General features: G+C 67.5%; 17 protein-coding genes. 5 read left to right on the plus strand and 12 right to left on the minus strand.

Translation table 11 applies throughout. From position 1 onward, the window contains the following. Positions 1-54: 54 nt before the first annotated feature. The 4 genes from J0J10_RS05195 to J0J10_RS05210 form a co-directional block, all read right to left on the minus strand. Entirely contained in the window at positions 55-1,704 is a 1,650-nt protein-coding gene (locus tag J0J10_RS05195; RefSeq protein ID WP_291645559.1) for a transglycosylase SLT domain-containing protein, read from the minus strand. Positions 1,705-1,813: 109 nt separating this feature from the next. Then, positions 1,814-3,361, minus strand: a complete 1,548-nt coding sequence (locus J0J10_RS05200; RefSeq protein ID WP_291645560.1) for a methyltransferase domain-containing protein — start codon at positions 3,359-3,361, stop codon at positions 1,814-1,816. A 43-nt stretch (positions 3,362-3,404) separates the two neighbouring features. Beyond that, positions 3,405-4,643 (minus strand): OmpA family protein, encoded by a 1,239-nt coding sequence (locus J0J10_RS05205; protein WP_291645561.1) that lies wholly within the window; start codon positions 4,641-4,643, stop codon positions 3,405-3,407. A gap of 38 nt (positions 4,644-4,681) precedes the next feature. Beyond that, on the minus strand, positions 4,682-6,220 hold the full coding sequence (locus J0J10_RS05210; RefSeq protein WP_291645562.1) for a caspase family protein: 1,539 nt from the start codon (positions 6,218-6,220) through the stop codon (positions 4,682-4,684). Positions 6,221-6,362: 142 nt separating this feature from the next. Here J0J10_RS05210 and J0J10_RS05215 point away from each other — a divergent pair, with 142 nt between their 5' ends. The 3 genes from J0J10_RS05215 to J0J10_RS05225 are packed head-to-tail and all read left to right on the plus strand — an operon-like array spanning position 6,363 to position 9,932. Next, positions 6,363-7,616 (plus strand): DUF4399 domain-containing protein, encoded by a 1,254-nt coding sequence (locus tag J0J10_RS05215; protein ID WP_291645563.1) that lies wholly within the window; start codon positions 6,363-6,365, stop codon positions 7,614-7,616. After that, positions 7,613-8,095, plus strand: coding sequence for a DUF4399 domain-containing protein (locus J0J10_RS05220; RefSeq protein WP_291645564.1), 483 nt, complete (start codon positions 7,613-7,615; stop codon positions 8,093-8,095). Before J0J10_RS05215 ends, J0J10_RS05220 begins: the two co-directional genes overlap by 4 nt. Before the next feature lie 49 nt (positions 8,096-8,144). Continuing rightward, positions 8,145-9,932: an SUMF1/EgtB/PvdO family nonheme iron enzyme gene (locus tag J0J10_RS05225; RefSeq protein WP_291645565.1), complete on the plus strand. Its 1,788-nt coding sequence runs from the start codon at positions 8,145-8,147 to the stop codon at positions 9,930-9,932. 81 nt (positions 9,933-10,013) lie between these two features. Here J0J10_RS05225 and J0J10_RS05230 read toward each other — a convergent pair whose 3' ends face one another. The 7 genes from J0J10_RS05230 to J0J10_RS05260 form a co-directional block, all read right to left on the minus strand. Beyond that, a complete protein-coding gene (locus J0J10_RS05230; protein ID WP_291633100.1) occupies positions 10,014-10,352 on the minus strand; it encodes an SUF system Fe-S cluster assembly protein in 339 nt (112 codons plus the stop codon). A gap of 70 nt (positions 10,353-10,422) precedes the next feature. Next, positions 10,423-11,661, minus strand: a complete 1,239-nt coding sequence (locus J0J10_RS05235; protein ID WP_291645566.1) for a cysteine desulfurase — start codon at positions 11,659-11,661, stop codon at positions 10,423-10,425. 3 nt (positions 11,662-11,664) lie between these two features. Further along, the gene (locus J0J10_RS05240) at positions 11,665-11,871 is read right to left on the minus strand and encodes a tautomerase family protein (protein WP_291645567.1); all 207 of its coding nucleotides are present in this window, start codon (positions 11,869-11,871) and stop codon (positions 11,665-11,667) included. Further along, complete coding sequence (sufD, locus tag J0J10_RS05245) at positions 11,871-13,220, minus strand: Fe-S cluster assembly protein SufD (RefSeq protein WP_291645568.1); 1,350 nt, start codon at positions 13,218-13,220, stop codon at positions 11,871-11,873. The genes J0J10_RS05240 and sufD overlap by 1 nt, the downstream gene beginning before the upstream one ends. Continuing rightward, positions 13,220-13,972: a Fe-S cluster assembly ATPase SufC gene (gene sufC, locus J0J10_RS05250; RefSeq protein WP_291645569.1), complete on the minus strand. Its 753-nt coding sequence runs from the start codon at positions 13,970-13,972 to the stop codon at positions 13,220-13,222. The genes sufD and sufC overlap by 1 nt, the downstream gene beginning before the upstream one ends. Positions 13,973-14,108: 136 nt before the next feature. Continuing rightward, positions 14,109-15,581: a Fe-S cluster assembly protein SufB gene (gene sufB, locus J0J10_RS05255; protein ID WP_291639676.1), complete on the minus strand. Its 1,473-nt coding sequence runs from the start codon at positions 15,579-15,581 to the stop codon at positions 14,109-14,111. A 78-nt stretch (positions 15,582-15,659) separates the two neighbouring features. Next, positions 15,660-16,865, minus strand: a complete 1,206-nt coding sequence (locus J0J10_RS05260) for a cysteine desulfurase family protein (protein WP_291645570.1) — start codon at positions 16,863-16,865, stop codon at positions 15,660-15,662. Between the two features lie 290 nt (positions 16,866-17,155). Here J0J10_RS05260 and J0J10_RS05265 point away from each other — a divergent pair, with 290 nt between their 5' ends. Together J0J10_RS05265 and tyrS are read left to right on the plus strand one after the other, a co-directional pair. Beyond that, positions 17,156-17,827, plus strand: coding sequence for an alpha/beta hydrolase (locus J0J10_RS05265; RefSeq protein WP_291639672.1), 672 nt, complete (start codon positions 17,156-17,158; stop codon positions 17,825-17,827). Positions 17,828-17,977: 150 nt separating this feature from the next. Then, positions 17,978-19,219: a tyrosine--tRNA ligase gene (tyrS, locus tag J0J10_RS05270; protein WP_291645571.1), complete on the plus strand. Its 1,242-nt coding sequence runs from the start codon at positions 17,978-17,980 to the stop codon at positions 19,217-19,219. A gap of 297 nt (positions 19,220-19,516) precedes the next feature. Here the strand turns inward: tyrS and J0J10_RS05275 are convergent, their stop codons facing one another. Next, positions 19,517-22,900 (minus strand): hypothetical protein, encoded by a 3,384-nt coding sequence (locus J0J10_RS05275; RefSeq protein ID WP_291645572.1) that lies wholly within the window; start codon positions 22,898-22,900, stop codon positions 19,517-19,519. Between the last annotated feature and the right edge of the window lie 278 nt (positions 22,901-23,178).

Below are 23,178 nucleotides of genomic sequence, written 5' to 3' on the forward strand. Positions count from 1 at the left end.
CTGCGACGACGACCGGAACCCTGATTCCGCGGGCCGGCCAGCCGGGGCCGGTTCCTAGCGTGATGGGCTCCGCGCCGGAGCCGGCGGGGCGGCACCGCCGCGCACCACCTTGTAGCGGTCGAGGCGCACCTTGATCATCTCGTTGAACTTCTTGTGCACCTCCGAGACCGAGAGCGTCTTGGTCTCGCCGCCGGCCTCGGCATAGAAGATCGGCCGGTTGGCCTGCGCCGGACGCGGCAGCAACTCGGCCGCGCTGGCGCCGGGCGTCTCCTCCATGGTCTCGATGAAGGTCTGCGCCGCATCCGGGCCGAGGAAGTGGATCAGGTAGATCTCGCCGCCGGTGAGGTGGCGCCCCATCGCCTTCTCCAGTCGCAGCGTGTCACGCTTCAGCATCTCGGCGGCGAGCAGGGCCGAGAGATAGGGCTCGCGCCTGAGGTCGAGGATGCGCTGACGCTCATTGGCGTCGGCGACCACGAATTGCCGGCCATTGCGCGTGACCAGCGCAGCCTCGGCCATCATGCCGTGCTTGCGGCCGAACTCGAAGACGACGCCGAGCCAGGTCTGCTCGATGAACTGGTAGAGCCCGGTCGCCGAGGAGGTCTTCGCCTGGACCGTGGTCGAGAATGAGGATTCCTTGTCGGCGACCGCCATCAGCAGGGTCGGGTCCGCCCCGACGACCCGCCCCGCCCGCACGATGATGTCGACCAGATGCCGGCGGATGCGGATCGGCCCGAAGGTCAGGATCTGGTCGGGATCGCCGCCAATGGTGATCGGCGCCCGCGGCAATTGCTGGCGCGGCACGGCTGCCGGAGCCGGCACGGCACCGGGCCTGGCAGGCAGCTTCGGCGGCACCAGCAGGATGTTCGAAGGCGGCAGCACCGGCAGCGGCAAAGCCGGCACCTGCGGCGATGCCCCGGAGGCTTCGTCCGCCGACTGTTCGGTCAGAGCCGCCAGCGAGGGATCGTTGCTGAGCGCAAACTGCGTCGCCTGCCGCGCCGCTTCAAGATCGCCCTCGACCGAGGACAGGATCAGCGAGGGGCGCATCGGCGCCTGCAGCGAAGGCGCGTCGACCGTCTCGGCGGGCGCGAAATCGGGATCGGGAGCCGGCGCCGGAACTGGTGTCAGCGTCGCAACCGCCACGCCCGCCATCACTGCCACGACGACGCTCCCGGCGCCCGCCAGCGCCAGCAGCCGGGTCCGGCCTGCGCCATCCGCCGAAATCGCCGCGCCCTGCGACGCTTTACGCGGCAAGGCACTCCGCGCGGCGCCCGCAATGCCCGGCGCCGGGACCAGGCCGGCGCCGCCCGCCACTGCCTTGTGGGCGGCCGCGAACCAGCCGGCCCCGTCCTTGGCGGCGGCTTCGAGCTCTCCGACCATCCGGCGGGCTTGCTCGCTCGAGATGCCCGCCTCGCGTTCCAGCGTCGCCGCCGCCTTGGGCCCCTGCTCCGCCAGCAGCCTGATCGCGAAGAACCAGAGCTGCAGCGAGGTCCGGCGGCTCTCCAGCGGCGTCCCGGCACAGGGCGAGACCAGGAAATTGCAGTGCCCGCAGGCATAGGCACGCAGCTTGAGCCGCGGCACGAAGGCGGAAACCCGGCCGCAGGCGGGACAGGCGATATTGATGCCGCCCCGGCTCGCCTGCATCATCGCCTCGAGGCAGGCATCCTCCCGGAACGCGGCCTGGAACTGCTTGAAGCGCTGGCTCATGCCTCGCTACCGCCGGCGATATCGGCCGCGCCCGCGAGCCCGCGGCCCGACAGCTGCCCTCTGCTCGGACAAGGCAGAAGGATACGCGTGGAACGGGCCAGCGACAATGTCAGCCCGCCAGCAGGCCGAGCCGGGCGACGTCGCGCAGATGCATTTCGACCTCCTCCGCCGTCGCGCGCCGGGGGAGGTCCGCAGCGTCACGCCCCGCAGCATGCGCCTCGGCCAGGAAGGCGTTCATCTCGGCCAGCAGCATCGGCACCGTCCGGGTGCCGTCGAGCAGGCTGACGAATTGGCGCACCACGACGCCATCCAGCGCCACGGCGCGGTGGCGCAGATCGGTGACCTCGTTGCCGGCCAGCGCCTGCCGCCGCGCCAGCAGGCTCGCCACCGGCCGCTCGCCGACGGTCGTGGTAAGCCGGTGCGGCTCCAGGCTGATCTCCAGCAGGCCGGCCCGGTAGATCGCCGTCAGCGCCTCGTTGAGCCGGCCGGTCTCGCGCTCGATGTCGGGACCGAGGCTGTCCCTGGCCTCGTCCAGAGCGCTCGCGACGAGCTCGGCATGGCCGATGCTGCCGGGCCAGGCCTGGCCGAGCACCCGCAAGGCGGCCTTTGCGCTTTCGAGGTCGACGGCAAGCCGAACGTCGCTACCGAACAGGAACCCGCCGACGCCGGGCCTGTCGTCCTGTTCCTCGGCCTCGCGGACATTCGCGGCGAGATGATAAGGGGCGAGCGTAAAGCGTGAGAAGCCGCGCCGGAGCACGATATCCGAGCGACAGAGCAGCGTCTGGCGGAAGCAGCGCCCGATCAGAAGGTCGAGCGATTGCTCCTGGCGCAGCGGCTCGTCGACCGGGATCGCGTTCAGGATCTGCTGGGCCGGCCCCTGCGCCCCGCCGAAATTATTGGGGAACGAGGCCTCGGCGAGGAATTGCAGCCCATGCGGTGCGGCGGCGTCCAGCACCTCGTGCAGGGCGAACGCCCGGGCTCCGGGGTTGAGATCGTCATGATAGAGGACGTTGTCCGGAATCTCGTCGATCTGTTGCAGGCGCTCGCGCAAGGCGGCGCCGTAGAACGAGCCAGGGTCGGTCGCCTCGGCGAAGCGCTTGATCGCGGCCCGCGCCACCCTGACCCGCTCCAGCGGCTCCTCGATGTCGCGGGTCTCGTAGAGCATGACGTCTCGGGCGAGATCGCGCAGCCGGCAGCCCGGCAGGGCATTGTAACTGACATAGGCGATGCCCTGCGGCCGCAGCAATTCGCCGAACAGCGCCAGGATGCGCTCGCGCACGAAGGGCGGCACCCAGGAATAGACGCCGTGGACCAGGATATAGTCGAAGCTGCCGAGCCCGGCATCCGCCGCCATGATGTCGAGATGGTGGAACGCGATGTTGCGCAGCCCGAGCTCGTCGGCTTCGGCCTTGGCTCGCGCGATGGCGCTGGCGCTGAGGTCGATGCCGATGAAGCTGGCGCCCGGCGATTGCAGCGCCATCGGGATCAGGTTGCCGCCGCTGCCGCAGCCGAGTTCCAGCACGCGCATCGCCGCAGTCGGTGCCGGGCTCATGCCGTGGAAATGCGCGATCGTCGCCAGATGCCCGGGATGGGTCTGCGAGAAGGCATGGCCGGGATAGGCGACGGCGTCATAGGGATTGGACTTGCTCGCGCTCATCAAGGCAATCCATCCGCCACGCTCGCATCCCGCCTGGTCACGCTCAGCAGCCGATCACCTTGAACTCGACCCTGCGGTCGAGCGCGTCGCTGGCATCGTCCTTGCCGGTCCCGATCAGGTTCTCGTTGAAACCCTTTCCGGTGGCGATCATGCGGTTGCGGCTGTCCGGAACGCCCGCCTGCAGCAGCTCCATCACATATTGCGCCCGCAGCACCGAAAGCCGCTCGTTGAGATGCTGTGTGCCGGTACGCGAGGTGTGTCCGACGATCTCGAGGCAGGCGTCCTTCTGCCTGGCGCGCGTCGCGATCTGGCTCAGCCACATCGGATAGGGTTCGGTGATCTGCGGATTGGCGATGAACTGCGTCGACCCCGGCTGGAACAGCAGCTTGACCATGAGCTGGTTACTCGCGAGGCCGCTGTCGACGAGGTCGCCGAAGGCGTCGACCGCGTCCTCGCTGCGCCCGAGCTTGCTGGCGGCGAGATAGGCGCCGACCCGCACGCGATGCTGGTCGCCACCCGGCAGCGTCCGCGCCGTACGGTAGAAGGCCAGCGCCTCGCGATAGCGCCTGGCCTCGTATTCGAGGATGCCGTCATTGATCAGCGCCGCAGCGTTCAGCCGCTCAAGATAGACGGGGTCGATCGGCTCGCTGAGCCTCGTCTCCTGGCAGACCTTGATATAGGCCTCGGTCGCCGGGTCCTTCGTCCACATCGGCGCGTCGCGGTAATAGGTCGTCGGCGTCACGTCGACGCCCTCGGGGCGCGCCCGGGCGACGCCCTTCGAGACGACGCGCTTCGACTTCAGATCGGCGAGCGTCAGGCAGATCCGATAGGCATCGCGCGCGCCCTTGGCATCGCCGGCATTGTTCACTGCCGTGAAGGTCCCGATCAGGACGACCGGCTCGCGCGCCAGGCTCTCCGTCGTGAATGGCTGCAGGCGAAAGCGTGGATAGGATGCCCCGACGATGTCGGAAAGCGTCTGCTGCATGGAGCGCGTCGAGGTCGACTGCGCCCCGGAAATGCCGTCGATCAAGGGATCGATCACCAGATCGACCCGCTCGCCAGAGAGATCGGCCTTGGCGAACAGATCGGCAGCCGCCCGCTGCAGGGCCTCGGCGAACGGGATCGGTGCAGGCGCGGCCGCAGCGGGCGCCGGCGATACTGGCGCGGGTGCCTGGGCAACGGCCACGACTGTGACGCCGAGCAAGGCAAGGAGCCCGCAACCCGCCAGGGCGGCGGGCCTCATTGCGTCATAAGCCGACGCCGGTGCCGGGGCTGCGCTCATCCAGTTTGCTCCACCATCGCCGCTCCGCGGGCGTCAGCTCAGCGGCAGCCCTTCAGCGCATTGCCACCGCCATCGCCCAGCTGGGCCCGCATCAAATCCTCGGTACAGTCACGCGCTCCGTTCGGCCGCCGGTTCTTGCTGGCGCGTGCCGGGGCTGGAGGCTCGCCGCCGCCGAGCAGGACATCCGTCGACCTGCGGTCGAGGACCGTGCGCTCCTGCGGCGGCACTGGCCGCGCCTCCTGCCGGGTCGGGCGAGCGCTCGGCAAGAGCGGCTTCTCGGGCACCGGCAGCTCCTTGACGGCGGCGCCGGCGCTGATCCGCGCCGCGACCGCCTTTTCACGGTCCTGGCGCTCCTGCGACAGCCTGGCCTTCTCGGCCTCGAGCGAAGCGAGTTCCTGCTCACGCCTGGCGAGCTCCTTGGCGAGCCGCTCGCGCTCGCCTGCATCCGAAGGCTTTGCCGCCGGCACGCTCGCGGAGGCCGGCGCCTGCGTCGGCCTATCGGCCGGCCGCGGCAGCGAGCGCTCGGCATCGGTCTTGCCCGCGTCGCGGCCGGCAAGATCGGTGGCGGCCTGCTGCCGGCTCTTCTCGGCCTGCTGGACCCGTTCCAGCAACGCCTTCTCGCGCGCCGCGAATTCGCTCTCCAGTTTCGCACGCTCGCTCGTCGCGAAATTGCGACGTTCGAGCAGATCGAGCCTCGTCTTTGCGTCGACCGCGAAGAAGCTCGCGGGGAAGCGGTGGATGAAGGCCTTGATCTCGGCGGGATTGTCGCTGCTGCGCAACCGCTTCCAGATATCGGCGTCGGTCTCCTCCCGGTTCAGGTAGAAGTCGCCGAGCAGGGAGAGCGACAATTCGGGCGTCTGCCTGCCGCCGGTCGCGTCATAGACCGCCTTCTGGACCCGGCGGAACATGGTGGCGATCTCGAGTCCCGGCTGCCTCATCTCCTGGACCAGCGCCGCCGTGAACGGGCTGTTGCGCCCGGCCCCATCGGCCGCGACGTCATTGGCCTGCGTCGCATAGGCCGTGACCATGCCTTGCGCCCGCGCGATCGGCGCAAGCCCCGAGCCGACTGAAAAGCCGCGCGTCGCCTGCTTCTTCGAGAGCTGGGCGACGAAGGGATTATTGCGGCAGGCGTCGAGCACCATGATCTTGACGCCCTTGGCGAAGCCGAGCGCAGTGATCACCTCGCTGAGCTTGAGCGTCTCGTACTGGACCGAGACCTCGTCATCGATCCTGGCCTCGAGCGGAACCAGGAAGTTCTCGCCGTTGAACTGGAAGCCGTGGCCGGCATAGTAGAACATCACCGCATCGGCATCCTGGGCCAGCCGGGCGAAGCGGGCCAATGCCTGGTCCATGCCGCGCTTGTCGAGGTCGAGCCCGTCGACGACCTCGAAGCCGAGCTTGCGCAGGGCCTCGGCGGTATCGCGCGCATCATTGACCGTGTTCGGCAAAGCGGGTGCGTTCTTATAGGTCGAGTTGCCGATCACCAGCGCGACGCGGCGATCCTGTGCCAGCGCTGGCAAGGCCAACGTCTGCAATAGAAGAGCGGCCAGTGCACAGAGCTTGAACGTGATGTTCATGGCACCATTCCCTGCGTCAACCTAAAGAAAGACGCGTCAAAAATCCAGACCTGCCCCTTGTCGCCACCCGCACTCTGCTTGCCCCTGCGACTGGGGCCTGATAGCTTTTTTCCTCCATGCCGCGCCCTCGGGAAGAGCGCCGATGCAGGGTATTCGGCTCAGGCTTGTTGTCGGCATTTCAGCGGTTCTCGCCGCGCTGGCGAGTTCGGCCATGGCGCAGGAACGAGCACGGCCGCGCAGCCCTGCGCCGGCGGCGGCCAGGGTTTCCTTCATCGATCTGCGCGACAAGGCCAAGGTTCCCGCCAAGCTCCTGGTGCGTTTTTCCGTCACCGGCATGGAGATCGCCCCCGCCGGCAGCCCGCGCCGCAACGCCGGCCATCATCACCTGCTGATCGACACGGAGCTGCCGCCGCTCGGCCAGCCGATCCCGAGCGATTTCAACCATCTGCATTTCGGCGGCGGCCAGACCGAAGCGGAGATCCTGCTTTCGCCCGGCCGCCACAGCTTGCAGCTGCTCTTCGCCGATCACGATCACGTGCCTCATGATCCGCCGGTGATGTCCGAGAAGATCACCGTCGAGGTCGAAGCCGCGCCGCTGGAGAAACCGCGCACCGCCGCGGCGCCGAACGCCCGGGTGTTCTTCGTCGGCCTGCAGGATGGCGCGACGATCCCGGCCCGCTCCATCGTCCGCTTCGGCAGCGAGAACATCGCGATCGCAGCGGCCGGCACGAAGCAGGACAATGCCGGCCACCACCATCTCCTGGTCGACACCGAGCTGCCGTCGCTCGACCGCGAGATACCCAGCGACTTCAACCATCTGCATTTCGGCCGCGGCCAGACCGAGACCGAACTCAGCCTATCGCCGGGCGAGCACACGCTGCAGCTCCTCTTCGCCGACCACGAGCACGTCCCGCACGATCCGCCGGTGATGTCGCAAAAGATCCGGGTGCGTGTCGAAGCGACCGCGGCGGCACAGCCTCTTTCCGCGGCACAGGCTGCACCGGGCAAGCCCGGGCGCACGCCCGCTCCGAACGACGCCGCGGTCTACTTCATCTACCCGCGCAATGGCGCGACGATCTACGCGACCTCGACCATCCGCTTCGGGTTGCGCAATATGGGCGTGGCTCCGGCCGGTGTCGCCAAGCCCAATACCGGCCATCACCATTTGCTGATCGACGTGCCGACGCCGCCGCTCGACGTCGCCATCCCCAGCGATCTCAATCATCTCCACTTCGGCAACGGCCAGACCGAGCGGAAGATCACCTTGCCACCCGGCCGGCACAGCCTGCAGCTCATCCTCGGCGACGATCAGCACGTGCCGCACGATCCGCCGGTCCTATCCGAGCGGATCGAGGTCTTCGTCGGCAATCCCCGGAAGCGGAGTGCGCGTCGATGAGGGCGCCTGTCCGCACCGCCGGCTCTGATGCCACCTTCCGCATGTGGCGGCTGTCCGCACTGTTCGGCCTCGCCCTGCTCTGCCCGCTGCTCGCGGCCACCAGCCCGTCGGCGCAGACGGCGCAGCGCCAGCCATCGCCGCGCGGTGCGCTGCTCTACTTCCATTATCCACTCGACGGCCTGCGCGTGCCGGAACGCTTCACGGTGCGGATGGGGCTGAAGGAAATGGGCATCGCGCCGGCCGGCATCGACAAGCCGCTGACCGGTCATCACCATCTGCTGATCGATGTCGAGCCACCGCCTGCGGATCAGCCTATCCCGGCCGACTACAACCACATCCATCTCGGCAATGGCCAGACCGAGGTCGTCGTCACCCTGCCCAAGGGCACGCATACGCTGCAATTGCTGCTCGGCGACCATCTGCACATGCCGCATCGGCCGCCGGTAATGTCTCAGAAGATCACAGTCTATGTTCGCTGAAGCTTCACGCCCGTGACGGCGCGGGCGGCCTGTCGGAGTGCTGAACCGCATGTCCTGGTACCGCCGGCTCACTCCCCTGCTTCTGGCATTGGCCACCTGGCTGGCTCAGACATGGTGGCTTTCCCCGCCGGCCCTCGCTCAGGCCGGGGCGACCCCGGCCCGGCTGGCGCTGGTCATCGGTAACGCCGCCTATCGCGAAGCGCCCCTGGCCAATCCCGTCACGGATTCCCGCGCCGTCGCCGAGGCGCTGCGGCAGGGCGATTTCGACGTCACCATGGTCGAGAACGCCGATCGGGCCGGGCTGGAGCGGGCGTTGGCCGCCTTCCGGGAGAAACTGACCCGCGGCGCCCATGTCGTGGTCTTCTATGCCGGGCATGCCGTCCAGCACCGCGGCCGCAACTTCCTGGCCGCCGTCGACGCCAACATTCGCTCGCCGGGCGATCTCGGTCGCGATGCCTCCGATTTCGACGGTCTGCTCGACGCGCTGATCGTCAGCCGGCCGGCGAGCGCTGTGGTCGTCCTCGACGCCGCCCGCGACAATCCCTGGCAGGCGGCCCTTGGCAATCGCAAGGGCCTGGCGCCGATCGAGCCGCTGGAGAACATCGCCGTGATGGCGCCGGTCGCACCGGGGCGCACCCAGGCCGAGACGCCCGGCCGCACCGACCCGGCGATTGCGGAATGGCTCAAGGCGATCCGCACGCCTGGGCTCGACATGGCTGCTGCGCTGACCCGCACCCGCGATGCGGTTGCCCGCGCCACGCGGCGCAAGCAGCAGGTCTGGATCTCGTCGCCGCCTGCGGCCGGGCTGGTCGTGACGCCGAACGGCAAGCCGGCAGCCATCGCCCAGGCGACCCGCGGCGTCATCATGGCGCCGCCGCCGCCCGGCCCGCAATCCGACCAGCTCGGCCCCTATGAGCTCTCCTTCTGGGAAACCATCCGCAACAGCGAGAACCCGGCCGAGTACCGCGCCTATCTCGACGCCTACCCGAATGGCCGCTTCGCCAGCCTGGCCCGGACGCGGGAGGAGTTCTACCGCACCCGCGGCCAGGCGCGGCCCACCAGCCCGGCTCCTGCCCAGACGGCGAGCGCCACGCAAGCCCGGCCCGGCGCGACGCCGGCACCCGCCAGGCCCCTGCGCGATTGCGAGGATTGCCCGGAACTCAGCCTGATCCCGGCCGGCACCTTCGAAATGGGCTCGAACGAGATGTTCGAGTTCGAGAAGCCGGTGCGCTCGGTCGCGATCGGCCGGCCCTTCTATATCGGCACCCGCGAAGTGACGTTCGCGGAATGGGATGCCTGCGTCGCCGAGGGCGGCTGCAGCCACCGCCCGAGCGACCGTAATCTCGGGCGCGGCCGACGGCCGGTCACCGACATCCACTGGAACGATGCCGGCGCCTATGTCGTCTGGCTCTCGCTCAAGACCGGGCGGAAATATCGCCTGCCGACCGAGGCGGAATGGGAATACGCCGCCCGTGCCGGCACCACCACCAGCTACCCCTGGGGCAACACGATCGACAAGGAAAAGGCCAATTGCGTCGGCTGCAACGCCCAGCCGCGACGCCAGGCGATCGAGGTCGGCCAGTTCCCGCCCAACGGCTTCGGCCTCTACGACATGGCCGGCAACGCCGCCGAATGGGTGGCCGATTGCTGGAGCGAGAGCTACCGCTCCTCGCCGCGCGACGGCAGCGCCTATTCGCCGCCGGGCTGCCGCGAACGCGTGCTGCGCGGCGGCTCCTTCAACAATGATCCGCGCTATCTGCGCTCGGCCGCGCGCTTCAAATACGAAAGCGATGTGCGCTTCTATACCAATGGCTTCCGCGTCGTCCGCGAGCCCTGACACATCTGCGTCCCGGCCGGAAACGAAGAAGACCGCCGCATCGGCAGCGGCCTTCTTCCTGTCCCGAGCCGAAGCCTGGCTTCACCACATATCGAGCGCGACGCGTGCCTCGTCCGACATGCGCGACTGATCCCAGGGCGGATCGAAGGTCATGTTGACCGTGACCGAGGCGACGCCGGGCACGGCACCGACGGCGTTCTCGACCCAGCCCGGCATCTCGCCCGCGACCGGGCAACCCGGTGCCGTCAGCGTCATGTCGATGGTGACCTGGCGATCATCGGCGATGTCGACGCGATAGATCAGCCCGAGTTCGTAGATGTCGGACGGGATTTCCGGATCGTAGACCGTCTTCAGGGCTGCGACGATATCGTCGGTCAGCCGGTCGATCTCCTCCGGCGGCAGGCCGGTGCTGGCACCCATCGTCGGCGCGTTCGGCTTGATTTGCTCGGCAGTGTCGCTCATGGCGCTTCCAATTCAGGCAATCGGCGGTTCAGGAGAACAGGTCTTCCGCCTTGCGCAGGGCCTCGACCAGCTTATCGACTTCTTCGAGCGTGTTGTAGAGGCCGAACGACGCACGGCAGGTCGATGTCACCCCATATCGGGCGAGCAGCGGCATCGCGCAATGGGTCCCCGCCCTGACGGCGACGCCGGCCCGGTCGATCACCGTGGCGACGTCATGCGCATGGGCGCCCTTCATCTCGAAGGCGATGATCGCGCCCTTCTCCCGGGCCTTGCCGAAAATGCGGACCGAATTCATCTCTCCGAGCCGCTGCATGGCGTAGTCATGCAGCCTCGCCTCGTGCGCGGCGATGTTCTCGCGACCGAGCGCCATCATGTAGTCGAGCGCGGCACCGAGGCCGACGGCTTCGACGATTGCGGGCGTGCCCGCCTCGAAGCGATGCGGCGGATCATTATAGGTGATCGCATCCTCGCTGACGGTGACGATCATCTCGCCGCCGCCCTCATAGGGCGGCAGCTTGGCGAGCCATTCCCGCTTGCCCCAGAGCACGCCCGAACCAGTCGGCCCATAGGTCTTGTGGCCGGTGAAGGCGTAGAAGTCGCAGCCCAGAGCCTGCACGTCGACCGGCATATGCACGGCGCTCTGGCTGCCGTCGACGACCAGCGGGATACGGTAGCTCTGGCAGATCTTGGCGATCTCGGCGATCGGCACGACGGTGCCGATCGCATTCGACATATGCGTCAGCGCCACCACCTTGGTGCGCGGCGAGATCAGCTTCTCGAACTCCTCGACGAGGAAATTGCCATCCTCGTCGACTGGCGCCCATTTGATCACGGCGCCATGGCGCTCACGCCAGTAATGCCAGGGCACGATGTTGGAATGATGCTCCAGGATCGAGAGAATGATCTCGTCGCCTTCCTGAATCTTGAGATGCCGGCCGAGCGAGGACGCGATCGCGTTCAGTGCCCCGGTCGAGGAGCGCGTGAACACGATCTCCTCGAGATGGGCGGCGTTGAGGAAGCGCCGGGCGCTTTCACGCGCCGCCTCGAAGGCCTCGGTCGAGGCATTGGCAAGGTAATGCAGGCCGCGATGGACATTGGCATAGTCCTCGCGCATCAGCCTGGTCATCGCCTCGATCACCGCCTCGGGCTTCTGTGCCGAGGCGGCATTGTCGAGATAGACCAGCTTCTTGCCATAGACCTCGCGCGAAAGGATCGCGAAATCCTTGCGGATCGCCTCGACGTCGTAGGGCTTCGCGATCGCGTTCATGGCTCAGGCCTTTCCGGGCTCGGGCTGCCGATCGGCCACCAGCATGCCGGCATGCCCCCAATCATCGCGCTCGATCTCCTGAATCACGATATGGGTGTTCTGCGGGTTCTTGCCGAGCACGCGCACCAGAGTCTGCGTGAACTCCTTGACGATCTCGGCCTTCTGCTCGCGGCTCGCGCCCTTGGTGATCTGCAGGTTGACGTAAGGCATCAGACCGTCTCCAGCTTCGGTGCCGCCTCGCGCTGCGAGAGCCAGCGGTCGATCTCGCGCATGAAGATCTCGCGCACCGTCTCGTCGCTGACGAACTCGGTGACCTCGCCGGCGAAGGCGGCGAGCACCAGCGCCTCGGCCTGCGGCCGCGGCAGGCCGCGCGCCATCAGGTAGAAGAGCTGCTCGCCGTCCATCTGCGCGACCGTCGCGCCATGGCCGCAGACCACGTCGTCGGCGAAGATCTCGAGCTCGGGCTTGTTGAACATCGTCGCGCCGTCATTGAGCAGCAGCGCATTGCTCTTCATGCCGCCATCGGTCTTCTGCGAATGCGGGCGGACGATGACCTTGCCCTGGAAGACGCCGGTGGCCTCGCCCTCGATGATGTTCTTGAACAGCTCGCGGCTTTCGCCATGGGCGGCCGCATGGTCCATCACCAGCGTGACGTCCGAGTGCTCCTGCTTGCGCAGCAGGTTGATGCCGCGCAGCGCCGCCCGGCTGTGCTCACCGGCATAGCGCACGAAGCTCTGCTGGCGCAGCACGCCGCAGCAGGTCGCGAGCGCGACCGAGGCGAAGCTGGCATGCGCGCCGACCTCCGCCAGCAGCGACTGCACCAACACCGTCTCCGGCCGCTGGCGCGTGACGAGGCGGACATGTTCGACCTCGGCCTTGTCGCCGACCACGAAGGACAGCGCGCTGTTGACCTGGTTCGGGGCCGGGCCGACGCTCTCGCATTGCTCGACGACCGTGGCCTTCGCCCCGGCGCCGACTGTGACCAGCACGCGGGAGTACTGCGCGGTCTCCTTCGCACCGGAATTGATCCCGAGCAGCAGGATCGGCCGCGCGAGTTCCACGCCCGGCGCGATCTCGATGACCATGCCGTCCCGTGCGAAGGCGGCATTGAGCATCAGGGCGCTGTCGTCGCGCGCCACTTCCGGCAGCTCCAGCGCTGCGGCCATCGCCTCCGGCGCCTCCGTCAGCGCCTCGGCGAGGCTGCGGACGGTGACGCCCTCGGGCAGCGTGTCGAGGTCGGAATCGGCCGGGCTGAAGATGCCGTCGATGCTGACCAGACGCGGACCGGGAATGGTCTGGATCGCGAGCCGGTCAGCCACCGCCTGAGGACGCTCGGAGCGGCGCGCCAACGGCATCGCCTCGCGCACGAGCGAGCGCAGATCGGTGTAGCGCCAGGATTCGAGCCGGCGATGCGGCAGGCCCTTGGCCTCGAAGCCGGCGAAAGCCTCCTCGCGCAGCTTGCGCACGGGGCCGGCGCCCGGCAATTCCGCCTTCACATTGGCGAACTGCTCGGCGAGCTGTTGCTCGGCCGCGGTCTTGAGCGGGGTGATGATCGCCATTACGCGGCCTCACCATAGGACGCATAGCCACTCTTCTCGAGCTCGAGCGCCAGCTCCTTGCCGCCGGTCCGCACGATCCTGCCATTCGACATCACATGCACCGTGTCGGGCACGATATGGTCGAGCAGGCGCTGATAGTGGGTGATGACCAGGAAGCCGCGATTCTTGGCGCGCAGCGCGTTGACGCCGTCGGCGACGATCCGCAGCGCGTCGATGTCGAGGCCGGAATCGGTCTCGTCGAGGATGCACATGGACGGCGCCAGCAGCGCCATCTGCAGGATCTCCATCCGCTTCTTCTCGCCGCCGGAGAAACCGACATTGAGCGGCCGGCGCAGCATATCGCGAGCGATACCAAGGCCATCGGCCGCAGAGTTGACCTGCTTGATGAAGTCCGGGGTCAGCAGCTCGGCTTCGCCACGCGCCTTGCGCTGCGCGTTCATCGCCGCCTTCAGGAAGGTCATGGTGGCGACGCCTGGGATCTCCAGCGGGTACTGGAAGGCGAGGAAGATACCGGCGGCGGCGCGGGCATCGGCCTCCATCTCCAGCAGGTTCTCGCCATTGAGCAGGATCTCGCCGTCGAGGACCTCATAGTCCTCCTTGCCGGCGATGACATAGGACAGCGTCGACTTGCCGGAGCCGTTCGGCCCCATGATGGCGGCGACCTCGCCGGCGTTCACGGTGAGGTTGAGGCCGTTGAGGATCTGCTTGTCCTCGTCGGCGATCTTGACGACCAGATTGCGAATTTCGAGCATTTGTTTCGTTCTTTCGTGAGCCCTCATCCTGAGGAGCGCGCGCAGCGCGCGTCTCGAAGGATGCGTTTCAAAAGCAAACCCAGCATCCTTCGAGACGCCGCCTTCGGCGGCTCCTCAGGATGAGGGCTGGTGAAAATCAGCCGACCGAGCCTTCCAGCGAGATCGTGATCAGCTTCTGCGCCTCGACGGCGAACTCCATCGGGAGCTGCTGCAGCACCTCCTTGACGAAGCCGTTGACGATCAGCGCCACCGCTTCCTCTTCCGAGAGGCCGCGCTGCTGGCAGTAGAACATCTGATCCTCGCCGATCTTCGACGTGGTCGCCTCATGCTCGAAGATCGCGGTCGCGGTCTTGGCCTCGATATAGGGGATGGTGTGCGCGCCGCACTGGTCGCCGATCAGCAGCGAGTCGCAGTTGGTGAAATTGCGCGCATTCGTCGCCTTGCGATGGGCCGAGACCATGCCGCGATAGGTCGAGTCGGATTTTCCGGCCGCGATACCCTTGGCGATGATCTTCGACGTCGTGTTCTTGCCGAGATGCAGCATCTTGGTGCCGCTATCGACCTGCTGGGCCCCGGTCGAGACCGCGATCGAGTAGAACTCGCCGCGCGAGCCGTCGCCGCGCAGGATGCAGGACGGATACTTCCAGGTGATCGCCGAGCCGGTCTCGACCTGCGTCCACGAGATCTTCGAGTTCTTGCCGCGGCAATCGCCGCGCTTGGTCACGAAGTTGTAGATGCCGCCCTTGCCCTCGGCATCGCCGGGATACCAGTTCTGGACGGTCGAGTACTTGATCTCGGCATCGTCGAGCGCGATCAGCTCGACCACCGCCGCATGCAGCTGGTTCTCGTCGCGCTTGGGCGCCGTGCAGCCTTCGAGATAGCTCACATAGGAGCCCTCGTCGGCGATGATCAGCGTCCGCTCGAACTGGCCGGTATTCTGCTCGTTGATGCGGAAATAGGTCGAGAGCTCCATCGGGCAGCGCACGCCCTTGGGGATGTAGACGAAGGAGCCGTCGGTGAAGACGGCGCTGTTCAGCGTCGCGAAGTAGTTGTCGGTCACCGGCACCACGGTGGCGAGGTACTTCTTCACCAGCTCGGGATGCTCGCGGATCGCCTCGGAGATCGAGCAGAAGATCACGCCGGCCTTGGCCAGCTCCTCCTTGAAGGTGGTGACGACCGAGACGGAATCGAACACCGCGTCGACCGCGACCCGGTTCTCCGGCGCGACGCCGGCCAGGATCTCCTGCTCGCTGAGCGGGATGCCGAGCTTCTTATAGGTCTCCAGGATCGCCGGATCGACCTCGTCGAGCGACTTCGGCGAAGCACCCGTCTTCGGCGCGGCGTAATAATACAGGTCCTGATAGTCGATCGGCGGGTACTGCACGCGCGACCAGTTCGGCTCGGTCATGGTCTTCCAGCGACGGAAGGCGTCGAGCCGCCATTCCAGCATCCATTCCGGCTCGTTCTTGCGCGCCGAGATGTAGCGGACCGTGTCCTCGGTCAGGCCCTTGGCGGGCTTGTCGACTTCGAGTTCCGTCACGAAGCCGTACTTGTATTCGGTCACGTCGATCGACTTGACCTGGTCGATGGTCTCCTGGACCGCTGCCATTTCTACTCTCCTGTCGCGGGTTCAAGGCCCGCCGGTTTAGTCTTCGTCTTGTTGGTCGTATGCGTCTTTCCGGAGGGCTCAGGCCGCCGCCTGCTCCCGCCGGTTCGGTATTGCGGCCACCGCCCTCGCATAGGCCGCGAGCAATCGATCGATATCCGCCCGGGTGGTGGTCCATCCGAGCGAGGCGCGCAAGGCCCCGGCGCTCATGGCTGGGTCTACGCCCATGGCGGCCAGCACATGCGAGCGCTTGACCTTGCCCGAGGAGCAGGCAGAGCCCGACGACAGCGCAACGCCTGCGAGATCGAGCACGATCAGCGCTGTTTCCGCCTTGAGCCCGGGCGTGGCGAAGGCGCTCGTCCCCGGAAGCCGGGCCACCTTGGCACCGAACACAACCGTCTCCGGCGCCAGTTCCGCCAGCCCTGCCTCGAGCGCATCGCGCAGCCCCGCGAGCCGCACGGCCTCGCTTGCCAGAGCGGCATCGGCCTCGGCCGCGGCAACGCCAAAGCCGACGATGCCGGGCACGTTCTCGGTCCCGGCACGCCAGCCGCGTTCCTGCCCGCCGCCACGCAGCGGCTTGTCGGCAAGTTCGAGCGCCCCGGTGCGGAAGACGATCGCACCGACACCCTGCGGACCACCGAGCTTGTGCGCCGACAGCGTCAGGATGTCGACGCCGAGGGCCTCGATGTCGATCGCGATCTTGCCGGCGGCCTGGACCGCGTCGCTGTGCATCAGCGCCCCATGGCGCCTGGCGATCGCGGCGGCCTCGGCGACCGGCTGGAGCACCCCGGTCTCGTTATTGGCGAATTGCAGCGAAACCAGCGCCCGCTCGCCCGGTCGCTCCGCGGCATGGCGCGCCAGCCGCGCCTCGAGCCAGGCGAGATCAGCCAGCCCGTCTGCATCGACCGGAATTGCCTCGGCGGCAGCGGCAGGGAAGCGGTGACCATCGCGCACGCAAGGATGCTCGGTCGCACCATGGAGCAGCAGCGTCACAGGCGCGCGCACGCAATCGCGCCCGCCGCTGCAATCGCTGAGCCCGGGCGCCAGCACCGTCGCATTCGCCTCGGTGCCGCCGCTGGTGAAAACGACATTGGCCGGCTTGGCCCGGCAGAGTGCAGCGACCTGTTCCCGCGCGGCCTCGACCGCAGCCCGGGCCATCCGTCCCTCGGCATGGATGGAGGACGGATTGCCGGTCATCTGCAGCGCCCGCAACATCGCCTCCGCCACCGCCGGACGGACCGGCGTGGTGGCGTTGTGGTCGAGATAACTGCGGATAGTCGCGTTCACCGGCGAATTTTCTCCATGTTCTGCCGAGCGCCATGCAGCGCGGCACGAAATGCTTGAAATTACACCCCTGCGCCGTGCTATAGGCGCCTCGTCCGAGCCGCGCAGACTGGAGCGGCAAGCGCTCACCCGCCTGCGTGTTCCCGTCCTGTTCACGGCTGTTAGAACCATTCTAAGCGCCTGATGTAGGGCGCGAGCAGCGGGGCCGTCAAGGGCGAGCGCGCGCATCGGTGGCATTCCTGCCGCTTTTGCGCGCTCGCTCGCGCGCCCTGCCCAGCAAGAGGCGAAACACGATGCCCGAGGTTATTTTCAACGGACCGGCTGGTCGGATCGAAGGCCGCTATCAGCCCGCCAAGAAGCGCGGCGCGCCGCTGGCCATCATCCTGCATCCGCACCCGCAATTCGGCGGGACGATGAACAACCAGATCGTCTACAACCTGTTCTACACCTTCGTGAATCGCGGCTTTTCCGCCCTGCGCTTCAATTTCCGGGGCGTCGGGCGCAGCCAGGGCAGCTTCGATCACGGCGCCGGCGAGCTGTCGGACGCCGCAGCGGCGCTCGACTGGATGCAGGCGCTGAACCCCGAAGCGAAGAGCTGCTGGATCACCGGCGTCTCCTTCGGTGCCTGGATCGGCATGCAGCTGCTGATGCGCCGCCCCGAGATCGAGGGCTTCCTGTCGATTGCTGCGATGGCGAACCGCTACGACTTCTCCTTCCTCGCCCCCTGCCCGTCCTCGGGCCTGTTCGTGCACGGCTCGGAAGACCGCGTCGCGCCGGTCAAGGAGGTGATGGCCGTGATCGAGAAGGTGAAGACCCAGAAGGGCATCCAGATCGAGCACGCCGTGGTCGAGGGCGCGAACCACTTCTTCGACGGCCGCGTCGATCAGCTGATGGAGCAGGTCGGCGCCTATCTCGACCGCAAGGTCGGGCCCGAGATCCTCAAGACCGAGCAGGAACAGGCCTGAGTCTGTCGCCGAACGACTCCGAACCGTCATGCTCGCCCTTGCGGCGAGCATCCACGTCTTGAACACGGCGCTCGATCAGTGACGTAAAGACGTGGATGGCCGGGACAAGCCCGACCATGACGGGAAAACCGTCAAACCATCGAGTCCGCCATGACCACCTTCAAGTCCGACTTCCTGCGCACGCTCGACGAACGCGGCTTCATCCACCAGATCTCCGACCCGGAAGGGCTCGACCAGGCGGCGCTGAAGGGGCCGATCTCGGCCTATATCGGCTATGACGCGACGGCGACCTCGCTGCATGTCGGCCACCTCATGCAGATCATGATGCTGCACTGGATGCAGGAGACCGGCCACAAGCCGATCGCGCTGATGGGCGGCGGCACCACCATGGTCGGCGACCCCTCCTTCAAGGACGAGGCGCGCAAGCTCCTGACCCAGGAGACGATCGAGCAGAACCTTGCAGGCATCCGATCGGTGTTCTCGAACTATCTCGACTTCTCCGGTCCGGCGACGATGATGAACAACGCCGACTGGCTGCTCGGGCTGAACTATCTCGAATTCCTGCGCGATGTCGGCCGGCATTTCTCGGTCAACCGGATGCTGTCCTTCGATAGCGTCAAGACGAGGCTGGACCGCGAGCAGTCGCTGTCCTTCCTCGAATTCAACTACATGATCCTGCAGGCTTACGACTTCGTCGAGCTGAACAAGCGCACCGGCTGCATCCTGCAGATGGGCGGCTCCGACCAGTGGGGCAACATCGTCAACGGCATCGATCTCGGCCATCGCATGTCCGATGTGCAGCTCTACGCCCTGACCTCGCCGCTGCTGACCACCGCCTCGGGCAACAAGATGGGCAAGACCGCCTCCGGCGCCGTCTGGCTCGATGCCAAGCTGCTGCCGGTCTTCGAGTTCTGGCAGTACTGGCGCAACACCGAGGACGCCGATGTCGGCCGCTTCCTGATGCTCTTCACCAAGCTGCCCCTGGCCGAGATCGCCCGGCTTGCCGCGCTCGGCGGCGCCGAGATCAACGAGGCCAAGAAGGTGCTGGCGACCGAGGTCACCGCCCTGCTTCACGGCCGCGCCGCGGCCGAGGCCGCAGCGGAGACGGCGCGCAAGACCTTCGAGGAAGGCGAGACCGCGCAGGACCTGCCGAGCGTCGATCTGCCGAAAGCGCAGTTCGAGGCCGGGCTCGGCGTGCTCAGCGCCTTCGTCAGTGCTGGCCTCGTGCCCTCGACCGGCGAAGCCCGTCGCCAGATCAAGGCCGGCGGCCTGCGCGTCAACGACCAGATCGTCACCGACGAGCGTGCCAGCCTCGGGCTCTCCGACCTGACGGACGGCGCCGCCAAGCTCTCCTTCGGCAAGAAGAAGCACATCCTGCTGCGGGCCGTCTGACGGCATAGTAAGCCCGGCCGCAGCTGCGGCCGGGAAGGAATCGAAATTCGACGGCCAGCGCCAACCGCTTGCCGCCATTTCGCTTTCGGCGGCGGCGGAACACCATGCATCAGGCTGAATCGAAAGCCGTCTTCCCGGACAAGCCGCGTCACCGGCACCGATCCGGGATCCGTGCCTGAGCTTTAGCCGATAAAGGTTCCGGCATGGGCCCCGGGCCTTCCTGCGGTCGCCCGGGATGACCCGCGATCAATCCGAAGGCGGTGTGAGCTGACAGCCGAGAGCGCCGCCGCCGCCTGCTCAGCGCTCCGCCGTATCGGGGACCTTGCCTTGCGGCCGCTGCTCGAGCGGGCCGCCGCCGAGCGGATCGATGAAGCGGCGCAGGATGCCGGGCGCGATCGCCGAGAGCGGGTTGACCGTCATGGTCGGCGCAGTCGCCGATCCCGAGACGCGGAAATTCACCGCGAACAGCCCGCCATATTGCCCGCCACCGAGGATCATGCCGACGACCGGCACCTGCGCGAAGGCATTGTTGAGCGCATAGCCCGGAACGAAAGTGCCGCCGATATCGACGCGATCGCGGCCGTAGTCGACGTTGCCTTGCAAAGTGAAGCCGACCTGCTGGCCCCAGATCACGGCTTCGCTGATGTCAATGCGGCTGGCGCTGCGGATGAACTCGGCCCGCATCTTGGTGAAGGCGACCTCGCTGACATCGATGCGCTGCGGGAGCGGCCCGCCGTTGCGGTCGAGCGCGCCCGGCGCCGTCGCGCTCTGCGCACCGACGACACGGCGCAAGGCAGGCTCGTCCCGGACGGTGAAGTTCCGCATCAGAACCTCGCCATCCTGCCGGACATCGCCCGTCCCGAGCCGCAGGACGAGATCCCCGCCATGGGCGCGGCGATAGAGGTCGAAGAAGCGCAGCGTCGCACCGCCATTCTCGGACTGCAGCACCAGGGGCCCAGCCCCCTGCCCCTGCGGCGCCTGCTTGATCGAGAGATCGGCGCGCCCGATCCTGCCGGCATAGCTGATCGAGCGGACCGCGCCGCCACGCCGCGACAGCTTGAGCTGCGAGTTGCCGAGCGCCTCGTTGTTGAAGCCGGTCAGGATCGGCACTTCGAGATCGAGATCATAGTCCGGACCGGTCGCGGCGGCACGGCCGCCACGCACGGGAGCTGCTGGCGCGTTCAGGAGATCGCGAATGAAGGGCCGGGCATCGAGCACGGCGCCGCGCACGGAGAGCCTGGTCACGCCGCCGTCACGGCTGATCTCGACCTTGTTGAGATTGTCCCCCGGCGAGAGCTTGAGCTGCGACAGGCTGGCGCTCTCGAACGCATTCTGCTTGTTCAGCGAGATTCGGCCCTTCACCAGGATCGGGGCGCTGTCGATCGTCAGGTCCTCGAAATCCGGCCCGTCGGCATCGGCGACATAGGTGAAGACGGCCCGGCCGGCACGCCCCGCCGGCTTGCTCAGGCCAGGGATCGGCGTATCGATCGCGGCGCGCGTCATGTCGATCTCGACGCGCGGCGGCGCCTCCGGCGTTTTGCCGAGCGGTTTGATCACCTTGAGCTGGAGCGGACCGTTGATCCCCGCCTCGGCGCCGATGCCGCGGCGCTGCCGGGCGGCGTTGTCGAGCGTCAGCGAGACCGTCGCTTCGCCCTGGCCCTTTGCGTTCTGTCGCAGCTCGATCGGCCCGCGATCGCCGCCGATGCGACCCTCGCCCTTGATCAGCAACTGGCCGCGATCATAGCTCAGCGTCAGATTGGCGCCGTCCAGCTTCTCGTTCCCCAGCAGCGTATCCGACGCGACGCCGGTCAGCGTGCCGTTGCTCTGGATGTTCACATCGGCAAAGCTCAGATCGTTCACCAGTGGCAGCGAGATCTGGTTCTTCAGCTCGCTCGTCCCGCGCAGCGACGCTGGGTCGATCTGCAGTGGCGAGAATTCCTTGAGCGCTGGAAAGGCGAACAAGGAGAGCAGCGCCTCGGTCGAGCCCGTCGAGCGAAAGCCGATCTGCGCGATCGGCCGGTCGCCCCAACTCTCGGCCATGGCGAAGCTGCCCTCGTCCAGCATCAGCTTGCGGCCATTGCCGAGATCGGCCGTCGCCTGCGGGACGCTGAGCTGCACCGTACGGCCGGTGATCGTGCCGGCGACGCGGGCATTGGACAGGACCGGCAGGCCGGGACTGGGCAGGAAGCTGACCTGCGAGCCCTTGAGCACCACGGTCACCGCGTCATTATCCATGCCCTGGCCGGCATGCAGCCGGGCATTCGCCTCTGCCGAGACCGAGAGATCGACTGTGATCTCTTCGACGCGGCCGCCGAGGATCTGGCGGCTCAAGGTCGCGTGCAGATCGGGCGAGGTCACCGCCGGCCAGACGGCGAGCGCCGCCCTCATGTCGGAATCGACCGCCTTGATCTTGAACTCGTGCGAATTGCGCTCGGCGACCCGCCTTGCCGCGCCGGCTCCTTCGGCATCGATCAGCGGCCCCTTGACGACGAGCTGCTGGATTCTCACCTCGCCCGCCGTCGGCTCGACCTCGAAGACGGAGCGCAGCTTGTCGACCACGACCGGCGGATCCTGATCGACGCCGGCGACCTGTCCGGTGCCCTCGAAGCCGACCTTCCAGACCCCGCCCTCCTCTCGCGCCTGACCACGCCCGAGCAGCTTGGTCGCCCCGGCCTGGATCTCGGCAGTAGCGATGCGCACCGTCTTGAGCCCGTCATCGCTGTCGAAATCCAGGCGTGCGCCCTGGATTTCCAGGGGCTCGAGCGCTGCGCTGCGCAGATTGACGACGCCGGGCGCGACATTGAGCCCGGCAGCGATCTTGCGGGCCCCGTCCGGCGTCTGGGTCAGCGAGATCTTGCCGCTTAGCGCCAGCCCGTCGAGGGCGACGGTGGCATTGCCGAAGGCGAGCGCCACCGCCTCGGAAGGTTCGAAGCGCCGGATATCGATGCTGGCGCGGCGCGTGCCGTCGGGGCTGCTCGACAGGTCGATCGACAGCTCCTTCCAGCGCGAGCCGGTGCGCCCGCGTGCCGCCAGCCGCGTCAGCCCGCCGCCCAGCCGCTCGAGCCGGACCTCGACATCTTCCAGCCCGGCCTTCTGGCGGCCCGTCGGATCGATCAGGGTGACGCGCGCGCCGCCCATGCCCGCCTGCTCCAGCGCGCCGAGCAGCCCGTCGCCCTCGGCGAGCGCGCCGATCGCGTTCATCACGCCAGTGAAGGCGTTCCAGTCGGCGGGATCACCGGCCACCGGGACATGGGGCAAGTTCACGGGCTGGGAGCCCTGCTCCAGAAGAAGAGCGCCATCCTGGGTGACGCCGAGCCGGATATTGACCCCGCGCAGCTCCAGCGAGACCAACTTGATTTCCCCGCGCAGCAGCGCGAACGGGTCATAGCCCAGAACCGCTTCCGGCGCCCGGAACGAGGCGCCGCCCGAGTGCCGGAACGAGACCTGCTGCACGCGAAGGCGCGAGCGCCCGTCGACGCGGTCGAGCCCGGCATGCTCCGCCTCGACTTTCCAGTTGGGTCCGAGCCTCTCCTCGATCGCCGTGGCGATCCGCCCCTCCAGCCCGGAGAGCGGTATGAAGCCGCTGACCAGCAGCGCGCCGGCAGCGAAGCAGAGCGTCACGACCGCGACCAGGACGGCGACGCCGATCGTCACCACCCCTTTCCAGGCGCGCTTCGCCACCGCGGCCGTCTCGCAAGACTCCGCCTGTGCCGGAGCGGGCGCCGCTGGCAACGGCGCCGGACTGTTCCCCTTGTCTTCGGTCAAGACCGTGTCGCTCTTTGTCTTGCGGGTGAAGGACGCGGCATCCGCCCTGGCGCCCTGCCGGAACATTGCGCCGAGCCGACCACCGGGTACAGCCTGCGGCAAAGTAACCGATTCTCCGGGCGCATGTTCCTGCTCTCTGGCCTAAGCCGGCTCACCGCCCTATGGCTCGCCAGCCCATGCGGCGCGATATCGAC

The sequence above is a fragment of the Allobosea sp. genome, from assembly GCF_017308075.1.
GTDB lineage: Bacteria > Pseudomonadota > Alphaproteobacteria > Rhizobiales > Beijerinckiaceae > Allobosea.